The organism is Desulfovibrio gilichinskyi, assembly GCF_900177375.1.
Classification (GTDB): domain Bacteria; phylum Desulfobacterota; class Desulfovibrionia; order Desulfovibrionales; family Desulfovibrionaceae; genus Maridesulfovibrio; species Maridesulfovibrio gilichinskyi.
On record NZ_FWZU01000004.1, the window covers coordinates 188,816 to 201,551 of the forward strand.

At 41.8% G+C, this 12,736-nt stretch carries 6 protein-coding genes; 4 read left to right on the plus strand and 2 right to left on the minus strand.

The features are described from left to right. The first annotated feature begins 30 nt into the window (after positions 1-30). Positions 31-6,432: an AAA family ATPase gene (locus B9N78_RS12355; protein ID WP_085102720.1), complete on the plus strand. Its 6,402-nt coding sequence runs from the start codon at positions 31-33 to the stop codon at positions 6,430-6,432. Between the two features lie 9 nt (positions 6,433-6,441). Here the strand turns inward: B9N78_RS12355 and B9N78_RS12360 are convergent, their stop codons facing one another. Next, complete coding sequence (locus B9N78_RS12360) at positions 6,442-7,416, minus strand: hypothetical protein (RefSeq protein ID WP_085102722.1); 975 nt, start codon at positions 7,414-7,416, stop codon at positions 6,442-6,444. Positions 7,417-7,796: 380 nt separating this feature from the next. On the opposite strand from B9N78_RS12360, the gene B9N78_RS12365 reads away from it, so the two are divergent. The 3 genes from B9N78_RS12365 (at position 7,797) to B9N78_RS12375 (ending at position 11,658) form a co-directional block, all read left to right on the plus strand. Continuing rightward, positions 7,797-9,398: a peptide chain release factor 3 gene (locus B9N78_RS12365; protein WP_085102724.1), complete on the plus strand. Its 1,602-nt coding sequence runs from the start codon at positions 7,797-7,799 to the stop codon at positions 9,396-9,398. A 427-nt stretch (positions 9,399-9,825) separates the two neighbouring features. Then, on the plus strand, positions 9,826-10,422 hold the full coding sequence (locus B9N78_RS12370; protein WP_085102726.1) for a 3'-5' exonuclease: 597 nt from the start codon (positions 9,826-9,828) through the stop codon (positions 10,420-10,422). A 69-nt stretch (positions 10,423-10,491) separates the two neighbouring features. Beyond that, a complete protein-coding gene (locus tag B9N78_RS12375) occupies positions 10,492-11,658 on the plus strand; it encodes a hypothetical protein (protein ID WP_085102728.1) in 1,167 nt (388 codons plus the stop codon). Positions 11,659-11,768: 110 nt separating this feature from the next. Here the strand turns inward: B9N78_RS12375 and B9N78_RS12380 are convergent, their stop codons facing one another. Further along, positions 11,769-12,734, minus strand: a complete 966-nt coding sequence (locus B9N78_RS12380) for a hypothetical protein (protein WP_170921418.1) — start codon at positions 12,732-12,734, stop codon at positions 11,769-11,771. Between the last annotated feature and the right edge of the window lie 2 nt (positions 12,735-12,736).

Below are 12,736 nucleotides of genomic sequence, written 5' to 3' on the forward strand. Positions count from 1 at the left end.
GCGGTTACGTAACTCCGGGGGCTTCTTTTTATGATTAATCTCGCAGGCTATGAAAAAGTCAGTCCTTTTTTTGAAGAGGATGAATTTTCTGTGTGCAGAGCTATCCGAGATTATGACAAGGAAACTGTTTTAATCAAATGTCCTACTTCACAATTTCCATCTCCGAAACTTCTCTCAGAAATTAAAAATGAATATGCGGTTTCCCTCGAAATCGGGAAATATGGAGCACTGTATCCTACAACTCTCCAGCAGACAGACACTTCTCTTGCCATAATATTTGACGACAAGGGTTATTCTTTACTCAGCGATGTCATAAAAAGGACTGACATTGATCTGAAGGGGAAAATTTTTTTAGCGATACAGGCTTTGACGGCTTTAGGCTACGTCCATTCAAAAGGATTTCTGCATCGACACATTAAGCCTGCAAGCTTTGCAATCTCTCACGACATGAAAGAAGTTGTAATGACTAACTTGCAGCATTGTTCACGCCTGCAAGATTCTATTTCAAGAGCGCATACGGTACTGGAAGCTGATAGCTTTCTCCCGTACATCTCACCTGAGCAGAGCGGGAGAATAAGTGAACACCCGGACCATCGATCGGATTTTTATTCTTTCGGCATTTCTCTTTTTGAATTTTTCACTGGCTTACTCCCGTTTTCAACTGAAGATGCACTGGAGCTGATACATCAACATCTTGCGCATGAACCGCCTGCTCCGCATTTGGTCAATCCGGGAATATCTGAACAACTTTCAGCTGTAATTTTGAAACTTCTGGCAAAAAATCCTGAGAATAGGTATCAATCAATCCGCGGAATTAAGCAGGATTTAAAAACATGTCTCAAAATACATGAAAAAGGAGTTGATCTTGAAGGGTTCATACCCGGTGAGAAAGACATATCGGACACATTCACCTTATCATGCAAATTATTCGGCAGGAAAAAGGAAAAACAGTTACTGCTTAAATCATTTGAAAAAACTGTTCAAGGCAGCAGTGAAATTGTCATAGTCCAAGGTGAAACGGGGTCTGGTAAAACTTCTCTTATCAAACACATTTACAAGCAAATTGATGCAGAGCAGGGAGAATTTATTTCCGGAAAATTTGATCAATTTAAACGGAACATTCCGTACAGCGCATTGATTCAAGCTTTCCAAAAATTGATTCGCAAAAAATTAACCGATCCTGCCCCCATAGTAAACGCGTGGGAGAAACACATTCTCAATGTTCTAGGATCAAATTCCGGCCTGATAACCGAAGTGATTCCAGATTTGGAGCTGCTTATCGGTCCGCAGGCCTCACCTGCAAAACTTCCTCTGACAGAAGCCCGCAATCGATTCAATCTGGTTTTTAAAAATTTTATAAAAATTTTTCTTAATATTGACCATCCTCTGGTTTTATTTATTGACGACATTCAGTGGGCGGATTCCTCTACAACAGCCCTGCTAACCGAACTTGTTGCCGATAAAGAAGTTACTCATCTCCTTCTTATCGGTGCATGCAGAGACAACGTAGCCTTAAGCAGCAATGTAACTGAAATGTTTACTGAGATTGAAGCTCTTTCCCCTAATATAAAAAAAATCACCCTGAACAGGCTTGGATACCAACAGGTTTTAGGTTTTATCTGCCTTACTTTCAGGACTGACAGATCTCGTGCCGGAGAGCTTGCAAAACTTGTATTCAACAGAACAGGAGGAAATCCCTTATTTGTTCGCGAATACCTTCGCAACCTTTACAGAGAGGAACTGATTAAATTCAACTACGAAAAAACAAGATGGGATTGGAATATTGAGGCTATCCGCGAAATTTCCATGGATGGAAACATCGTTGAGCTCATGGTTAGTAAAATTGAGGAACTCAGCCCTGTCAGTCAGAAATTATTAAAAACAGCTTCATGTCTCGGCAATAAATTCGATACGGAAACGTTAATGTCTGTAACTGACATCCCCAAAGAAGACGTAGTCTCTTTTATGAATATTGCGGTCAGGGAAGGACTACTGTTTTTAAATGATAATCCTCTTGAGAATTCAGAGAAGATCAGCTCTACCCTTGAATCTTCACCTTCGATTTCCTTCATGCACGACAGGATTCAGCAGGCAACATACTCAATGCTCACGGCACAGGAAAAATCCGCTCTGCACTTGAAAATAGGCCGCAACATGCTGCTTTTTTTTGATGATTCAAAAATTGAAGAAATCATCTTTGACGTTGCAATGCAGTTTAGCGAGTCCATATCTGAATTAACAGATAAAGAAGAACAAGTTCAGGTCGCCGATGTTTTTCGCCGCGCAGGCAAAAAAGCCAAAAGGAGCTCTGCATTCAGCTTAGCAAGCAGTTATTTTGCCGCCGGAATCAAATTACTTACCCATGATTGTTGGAAAACAAATTATGACCTGACCTTTGACATGCACCTTGACCTACTGGAATGTGAATATCTTAGCGGAGAAACAAAACAAGCTGAGAAAATTTTTACAGTCATTCTCGAAAATGCTGCAACCAGACACGATATCTCGCAAGTTAAGCTCACTAAAATATTGATTTACACTGACCAAGGCAGGTATCAGGAAGCGGTGACACTTGTTCTTGAACTTCTGGCATTGTTCGGAATGGTCATCCCTGAGCACCCGGGAAAAGTAGCCCTCACCTATGAACTGTTCAAAATAAAAATATTACTGCACAGCAAATCAATTGAAGAGCTCTATGCCCTCCCGGAAATGAGTGATCCAGACAAGCTGGAAATAGTGAAGCTTTTAATGCACACAATTGCTCCGGCGTACATGTACAACAAGCAACTAGTATTTTTCATTGTTTTAAAAATGCTTCGTGTTTCATTAAAATACGGCAATGCTCCTTCTTCCGCGTTTGGTTATTTGTTTTACGCAATGTTTATAGCTGCCAAAGAATTTTCATTTAAAAAATCTAATAAATTTGCAAAGTTAGCTGTTGATTTAAACACTAGGTTTAAAAATAACGAACTGGACACCAAAATACTTCTGCTTCGCGGCTGTACTCACGATCACTGGCACACGCCAATAACTGAAAACATCCGTACACTTGAAACAGCTTTTAAAACCGGACAAATAAACGGGGATGCAACTTATGGGCGATATGCAAGCTACTTCGCGGTCTACTATAAATTTATTCAAGGCGATCCTCTGAGCGTTGTGTCTGCTGATGCTGACAAGTATTTAAACCTTCGCCAGAACATTCCGAATGCACTTCGCGCCGGGGTTCTGAAGCTGATTAAGCAAATGTCCAAAAGTTTTGAAGGAAAAACTTATACCCCGGGTTATCTAAATGATGAATTTTTTAAGGAGAAAGAACTGATCGGGCTGGCAAAAGACAGCGGGTCGCACGTGATTGAATATTTGACCAAGAATTCCAAGATTATCACTCTTTCGTTTTTCGGCCACTATGAACAAGCTCTTGAACAAATTGAAGAGATACAAAAAGACGTTGAAACTCATTTATTCGGAATGATCAGCGTTCCTATTTTCCATTTTTTCAGTGTTATCAATATGACCGCTGTTTACAATTCCTGTTCAACGGTAAAACAAAAAATTTACACACCCCGTATTAAAAAATCGCTTGGTAAACTTGATTGTTGGCAAAAGACTTGTCCTGAAAATTTCAGACATCTTTTTCTGCTTGCAAACGCGCAGTATCATTCACTGACAGGAAAGCATAACTCGGCACTCCCTCTTTACGAAGAGGCTATACGTACAAGCATAAAAAACAACTTCAATAATTTTGCCGCCCTTTCTTGTGAATTGGCTGCTAAATTTCACTTTTCAATCAACAGCAGTCGATCCGGGGCGGCCTTAATGGCTGAGGCGTGCGAGCACTATAAGACCTGGGGAGCCTCTGCCAAAGTCCAAAAGTTAACAGCGGACTATAGCTCACTTCCTGAAAACTTTTCACAGTCTCACATGGAGATGAAATCCGAACAGTTCGGCAACAACACAAAAGATTCTTACTCCTTGGATCTTTCAGCTGTAATGAAAGCATCACTTGCCATATCCGGAGAAATAGTCCTTGTCCGCCTGCTCGATAAATTGATGCGCATTGTTATTGAAAATGCAGGAGCACAAAGAGCATCTCTTCTACTTACTAACAAGAGCAGGCTGGAATTTATCGCTCATGCTGAAGTTTCTAAAAACGGTGTTTCAACTCAAATAAAACTGGATTCCAAAGAAAGACCCTATTGTGACAGTATCGTTAATTACGTTTTCCGCTCAAAAGATCATATTGTCCTTAGAGACGCCAGCTCACAGGGACCTTTCACTATCGACAGCTATATTATTAAACATTCGCCGAAATCTGTTTTGGCGATGCCGATTATTAATCAACAGGTTATGCGCGGAGTTTTATACCTTGAAAACAATCTAAGTCCCGGGGTTTTCAATGAAAAAAGACTCGAAGTATTAAATCTGCTCTGTTCTCAAGCCGCAATATCAATCCAGAATGCAAGTTTGTATTCAGATCTTAGAGAATCGGAGACTCAGCACCGCACTCTTTTGGAGAGCATCAATGTAGGAGTATATCTGGCTGAAGCCAATCTTGAAGGGAATTTTATCAAAGGCAATCGGGCATTAGCGGAAATGTTCGGATATCCAGACTGGGCCGGCTTTAAAATGAACCCGATGAAATCATTACTTGTTCATCAGGAAGTTCACTATTCAATTCTGAATGAGCTTCTTAGAGGTGGTAAGGTCCGCAATAGAGAAATCCAGATGAAGAAAAAAGACGGTACTCCCATATGGGTAAGCATGACAGCGTCCTTACATCTGGACGAAAACACCAAAGTCCAATGTCTGGAAGGAGTTCTTGAAGATATAACCGAGCAGAAAAAAACTCGAAAACTTGAGCAGGCCAAAGTTGCGGCAGACGCGGCCAATAAAGCCAAAAGTGAATTTCTTGCCAGCATGAGTCACGAAATACGTACCCCTATGAATGCGATCCTCGGAATGGCTGACATGTTATGGGAATCAAGGCTCAGCAAGACCCAGCGAAACTATGTAAAATTATTCCAAAATGCAGGAGAAAATCTTCTGCTTCTTATTAACGACATTCTGGATCTTTCAAAGGTTGAAGCAGGCCAGCTAACCATTGAAAATGTAGATTTTGAACTTGAAGATCTTTTCGAAGAAATAGGGTCTATCTTCGCTCTAAGAGCTCAGCTCAAACAAATTGATCTTTGCTGGTACATTGCCCCGGAAGTACCCAAAATAATCAGTGGAGACCCTACAAGGATAAGACAGATTCTTGTAAACCTACTCGGGAATGGACTTAAATTCACCAATGAGGGGGCCGTCACCTACGAAGCCTCTCTGACAGAAAGCGGTATGCTTAGAATCGTCATAACGGACACCGGCATCGGCATTCCTGAATCAAAGATGAATCTGATCTTTGACACTTTTTCTCAAGCTGACTCCTCAACAACCAGGACATTCGGTGGGACAGGCCTTGGTTTACCAATTTGTGTACGAATGGTTGAATGTATGGGGGGAGGGCTATTTGTAAGCAGTCAGGAAGGTAAAGGCTCCTCATTTGCCTTTACGATGCAACTGAGTTTCCCGGCTCAGCAAGAAAAACCGCTCACTTTGAAAGGGAAATCTATTCTCATAGTTGATAAAGACAGCTCCACTAGAAAGTATATGGAAAGGGCTCTCACAGATTTAGGGGCGACTGTATACATTGCCGAGACAGTGAATCAGGCGACAAGCTCGGCTGTGGAGATGTCTCTTGCAGAAAGTTGCTGTAAAACACTTATTTTAGGTGAACCGGTATGGGAGACTGACAGCCGTACTTTTTTAAAAACATTGAAAAAAGATCTATGCAAAAACTGGTTGCTAATCGTGATCTTGAGTGCCAAACCCTCACCGAAAGATCCTTCTCGAATCAAACAACTCGGAGCATCATATTTTCACAAACCTGTATCCCCCAGAGCTATTGCCTGTGAAATCAATGAACCGGATACTGCAAAAAGAACAGTTGAATGTTTAAAAGAATTTGGTTCATATTCCAAAAATGAAACAGAAGCGGACACATTCTGCACAGAGCAAAGGGCTTCCATCCTTTTAATTGAAGATTCTGAAGACAACCGAATGGTAGTTGACCTGTACCTTAAAGAATCCCCTTACCAAATAACGATGGCTGAAAACGGCAAAGAAGGGGTAGAGAAATTTATGAGCGGGAATTATGATCTTGTAATTATGGACATTCAGATGCCTGTAATGGACGGATACGAAGCAACCAAAGCGATCAGACAATTCGAACTTGATAACAAAATAAGAAAAACACCGATTTTAGCCTTAACTGCAAATGCTTTTCAGGACGACGCTCAGAAATGCATAAACTGCGGATGCACTGACCACTTGGCAAAGCCGATAAAGAAGACAAAGTTAATCTCGACTCTTGAAGAATATCTAGGGTAATTGCGGATTCTACCAGCGATGAGTCAGCACGGTTCTCCATACTTCAGGGATAAACTTTTCATATGCATGCCCTACAGACTCCAGAGGGATCATACTTCCTGAAAGACTGATTGCATAAGGCTTCATAAGTCTGAGTGGATATTTTTCGTCAAGCAGTTGAAAACTGTTGCTGCTGTTTAAAACAGTAAGCATCTCCGTTTGACTGCGGCCTACCAATACAGCATCAGGGAAAAAGTTTGCATTTGAAATCTGGGAATAAAAATCGTCATAAAGAGTTTTGCATATAAAAATAAAATCTTCTTTCCAAAGACTCCTGTTCACGCTCGGCAAAGTTTCATTGGTCACGTAATGGACTTTCTTATTTTCAAGAAATCCATAAGTATCAGTTTTTTTTGCATCAGCAACAATAACATTCCCAAGTCCCATCCTTCCCATAAGATCATTCGTTCTTTCAGCTACAATCTGATTACGCTCAATCCCGACAATAGAAGTGTTTGAAAACCCGTTTCTTTTTGCGAAAACACCCATTGCAAGCATTAAGACACCGGTTCCAGAACCTATATCAAGACCTGTAAAAATGTCTCCGTCTAAAGTTGTCGTTCCCTCAGCAATTGATTTAAAAATGTGTGCACTCTTAGGCAGATCGGCAAGCATGCATAATGCGAATCCGTACGAAAGCAGCATCTTGCGTGTTTCAATGCACCCTTCAAGGACATCACTGCCGAGCCTGCGGTGCACAAATTGATCAAAGAGCAAGGATATTTGTTCAAGCGGAACCACCTTTTCATGAGTATCCGGATAAACATAAGCATGAAAAAACTTCACGAGAATATTCATCAGTAATGGACCGTCTAATTCCGTTGCGGAATCTTCCGCATCTGCAATATCAGAGGCAAGTGAAGTTTCTCTATAAATATCACTTGAAATAACAACTGTAGGCATTGCCGGACGCTGCAACAAACGAAGACTGGCTTTTTGAATCATGTTAAACACCCTGACTGAAAGAATAAAGGATTACGGCTTCTACAGAAGACCTTGTGAAGTATATCCTGATTTCAATTTCATTTCCACAAATCGCTTCAAATAGCATATCTTTTTATAAAGAAACAACTTCAGGTCTGACCAAGAGTAAAAAAAGATAAGCAATTGCGGTCTATTTTAACAATTTAAGTCGCAAACCAATAAGCTAAAGCAGTATGAAAGGCAAAAGCGGAGCATCAAGTTACGTAGCGCAGGCAAAAACTTGCACTTGACCTTTGCGCTAATCCTGATACGGACTTTCGAGACCCTGAAAAAGGCAGGGAGTTTATCAAAAAACATACTTAAAAGTTACACTGGCAATGTCTAGTGAAGGTCATATTCTCATGCAGGAAAACGTAGATAAAGTTCTTAAAAAAGAAGTTGAGCGCAGACGCACTTTCGGCATTATCAGCCACCCTGACGCAGGTAAAACAACTTTAACGGAAAAACTGCTCCTTTATGGTGGAGCTATTCAGATGGCCGGAACAGTAAAATCCCGCAAAGCAAACCGCCATGCAACTTCCGACTGGATGGCGATGGAGCAGGAACGCGGCATTTCCGTAACAACTTCGGTTATGAAGTTTAACTACCGCGACTATGAAATCAACCTGCTTGATACTCCGGGCCATCAGGACTTTTCCGAAGATACATACCGGGTTTTAACTGCGGTTGACTCCGCGCTCATGGTTATCGACTGCGCAAAAGGAGTTGAAAATCAGACTAAAAAACTGATGGAAGTCTGCCGCATGCGCGATACTCCCATCATCACCTTCATCAACAAGATGGACCGCGAAGGGATTGATCCTTTTGAACTTCTTGCAGATATTGAAGAAACTTTGCATATCGAATGCGCCCCGCTGAGCTGGCCAATCGGAATGGGCTCAGATTTCAAGGGAACTTACAATATACATAAAGGCGAGCTTCACCTTTTTTCTGCGACTCACGGCGGGTCTATCCAGAAAGGCGAAGTGATTAAAGACATTCACAGCCCGCGCCTTGATGAACTGCTGGGCTCTCAGGCAAAACAGCTGCGCGAAGAACTTGAACTGCTCGAGGGTGCAGGCTATCCGTTTGACGAAGAACGCTATCTCGCAGGTAAGCAAACACCTGTATTCTTCGGCAGCGCTATCAACAACTTCGGTGTTCAGGAGATGCTGAATTCTTTTATTCAACTTGCTCCATGCCCTTCCCCAAGAGCAACCACAACACGCGATGTTTCACCTCTCGAAAATGAATTTTCCGCATTTGCCTTTAAGATTCAGGCAAACATGGACCCGGCGCATCGCGACCGTATTGCGTTCATGCGTATCTGCTCCGGTAAATTTACCAGAGGAATGAAAGTCCGCCACCCGCGCACCGGCAAAGAATTCCAGATTGCCAATGCAACTATTTTTATGGCTCAAGACCGCACAGGTGTTGAAGAAGCCTGGCCCGGTGACATTATCGGCGTTCACAACCATGGAACCATTAAAATCGGCGATACCTTCACTTCCTCGAAGGAAGAGTTAAAATTCACCGGAATACCTAACTTTGCACCGGAACATTTTCGCAGAGTTATTCTTAAAGATCCGCTTAAAAGCAAGCAGCTTAACAAAGGATTGCATCAACTTGCAGAAGAGGGAGCTGTTCAGCTCTTTAAACCTCTCGGAAATAATGACAACATTCTCGGAGCTGTCGGATTACTTCAGTTTGAAGTAATCATGTCCCGCCTGAAAGATGAATACAGCGTTGAAGCTCTTTATGAGCCTGTAGAATTTCACACAGCAAGATGGTTGACGAGCGAAAGCAATAAAGAACTTGATGGAATTAAGAAGCGTTATCCCCGCTTTGTCGCCCTTGACGGAGACGAAAACCTTACATTTCTCGCCCCGAGCCAGTGGAGATTGCAACAAGCTGAAGAAGAATGGCCGAAAATTTCTTTCCAGAAAACCAGAGAGCACCAGTAGCAGAACTTGCTGAATTGTATTTAATTAAAGCATCAAATTTGTTAAGCAGGGTTGACGAAGTCGTCATAGCCGAATATCCAACTAGGTGACTATTATGCGGTTGGAGTACGCTTTGCACCGCTGCCTGAACTCACGGCAGTATGACACAGCGTTAGATTCAGTATATAAAGTAGTCTTTCTGCGGCCTTAATGATCGCAGAAAGGCTTTTTAATAGCAGACAGGGAAGGCATAATCCGTTGCAGTGAATAATCTGCAAAATCACTTTCTGCTAAGTAGTAAAATCATTTTGGCTGTATTCCGGTTAATTTTAACCGTTTTTGTTGTCATATCCTGCTGCCCCGTGATCTTTCAGACTTTTCATGTCTGACAAATCACGGGTTGGCGGGAACTAATAATCAGACCGTCAGGAACTGAGTCCTTAATACCATGCAACTACCTGAAAAATATAAGAAAAAATTTACCAAAGAAGAGATCAACGAACTTCCTTTGCGACAGTACGAAGGCCGCATAAAGATTATTGACTGCGAAGAGAATATTCCTGAAGCGATTGCTGAAATAAGTAGATCAGATCTACTTGGATTTGATACTGAAACCAGACCTGTCTTCCGCAAGGGGGTTTCATATCCGCCTTCGCTTATTCAGCTTGCAACCGCAGACTGTGTTTACCTTCTACACCTAAATCACATTCCCATTTCAACAGAAATTAAAAAGATGCTTTCTTCTGCCAACATTATTAAAACCGGAGTTGCGGTTATAAATGATGTGAAGGAGCTGAAACAAGTTTCTCATTTTGAAGCGAGAGGATTCGTCGATCTGGGGGATCTTGCAAGGTCTCTTGAAATGCAGACCAACGGGCTCCGCAACCTTGCTGCCAATCTGCTTGGCTTCCGCATCTCCAAGGGAGTACAGTGCTCCAACTGGGGGCGCAAAGATCTCTCTCCACAACAAATTACATACGCAGCAACCGATGCATGGGTAAGTAGAGAAATATATTTGAAATTCCAGGAGATGGGAGCTCTGTAGCCACCACTTTCCGCAAGACTTGAAACTATAAATTCGGGGATATTCCCCCGGAGTAAGGCTTTACATATAATGAAAAGTAAAATTTCCATACTCATCGCGTTTTTTATTTTATTTGCAGCTAACTCTTCATTTGCCCAAAATGACTGCGAAATTTCATTAATAACAGAGCTGAAAACAATTCCGTCCATTCAAACAATTGTTCAGGATGACGACAGGATTCTTGCAATTCTCTCTACCTCTGACAAAGCTGAATCTATTAAAAGTGTTTCACGCATTGCAGCTCTCCACAGCCGCGCTTCGGCTGCAGGATGTGATTACAAAACCTTCCCTATTGCGGTGCTTAACAGCAACCTCCTTCCTGTAAAATCCAAAACAAGCAAGGACTTACAGAACTCTGACATAGAAAAATTATTGTATAAGCATGTTTACAAAGTCAGCCCGTTGCAACTTGAGGAAAATCTTAAGGGCTACACGAGACTGGCGGAACTTTCACCTGGCAACAGCTACTATGCAGCGAGAGTTGCTCATTATAAAGAGCGCATTGACCTACAAAATGACAGAATTAACTTTATTAATCAGTGCATTAAAGAAGCAGCTAAAGACAAAAGTATTCTAGATCTGAAAATTAATCGCGATGCTTACCTGTTCATCACCGCAAACGATACGCCTCAAAAAACAGCTTTAGCTTTTCTTGATAAAGTCGCGCAAATTACACCAAGGCCCAAAAAAGAACTGTGCCTTTTTTTCTATGATTCTAATTTGAATCGCGAAGGAGATTCATGTCCGCAAGAATTTCTGGAATCTTTGGGAAATACGGAAGAATCACTCCTTATGAGCTATGTTCAATCAATACCCAGTCAACTCATTAACCAGAACATAAACGGCTACAAGGCTCTTAAGAAACTTAATCCGTCTTCATCATTATATTCTGCAAAGCTCGAGTCATATGAATCTAAGCTGGCTGGACTTAAACGCTTTTTAAATGCGCAAACCGCTTCCGGCCAAAAAATATTCTTAGCTGATACAGCGGAAGTATACACTCTCCTTCTTACTCTTAATGACAAAGCCCTTGAGGGGAAGTCGGATACAGCTGTAGAATCCTTCTGCAACGAGCTTAGCCGTTACTATGAGTATTCCGGAAGCCCTTACCCCAAATGCTCACTTAAAACGCAGGCAGGAGTGGTTCTGGGTAAAATTCAATGCACCAGAAGCGGGCAATGCCGATTTGAGAAGTAAGCTGGCATTTGAATGATTCTTACCCAAAAAGCCTACTCTTTTTATAAGGAGTAGGCTTTTTTTATAAAATTATGACGAACCAAATATTTTAGGCATATGCAAAATAGAATTTACCGTGTCATAAAATAGTAAATACAAATCACAACAATCAGGCTTGAAGACCGTAGAACCTGATTATATACAATCAGTTTCAGTGCCATTCTCCCTTTAAATATTCCTGCGTAATACGGAAGTTGATGCCGTAATGCCCGCATGGGGGTTGATAAAATATTACCTATCATCAACGCCAGAACCAGATCTCGAGGACTTAAAGTTCCGGCCCCAAGAAGAGAACCTGCCGCGGCAAGACCTGCCGTAAATTCAGCCGCCAGACTAAAAGCGGCAACTCCGACAACTTCAGGCTTAAGCCACGATAAAAAGCTTAAATGAGCACTTAAAAAGGTCTCAAAATCAGCAAATATCCCGTAAGAGCGTAAAAAGAAAAACACCGTATAAATAGGAATTGTAATAAAAATTACACGGGGCAGTCTTTTACGCAGTCTCTTCAGTGCAATGGCTAAGATTGTAGCAATATTCCGTGGTTCCTGACTTTCCAATTTTGCCGAAATACTGCCGCAGCATCCATCCGGCGGAAGAGCCAGATGTCCCCACAGAATAATCACTGCTGTACGAATAAATGCCGCTAAAAGAGTCAGTCCGACATACATAAATGCTACATGCCCGATGAACGGTGCTGCGATAAAAAACACCGTAGGCATATGCAAAAAATACGTCGGCAAGCTATTAAAAAGGTTAGAAATAATTAACTCTTTATCGGAGAGTTCACCTTTGTCATAAGCTTCAGAAAGCATGGAGTTTGCCGCAACCCCTGAAAAGAAGGCCAGAGCAAAACTGGCTCCGCTGATATCTTTGAGTCTGCCTATACGGATAAGCGGCGTAGCAACTTTACCCATTGCTCGGGTCCAGCGAAGCCCTTCCAGAATATTGCCGACTAAAAGGCCGAGGCTTATAAACATAACCAGTCTGACAAGAGGCCAGACAAGGCCGTTCCATAAAACTTCAGGAGTAAAAACCACTT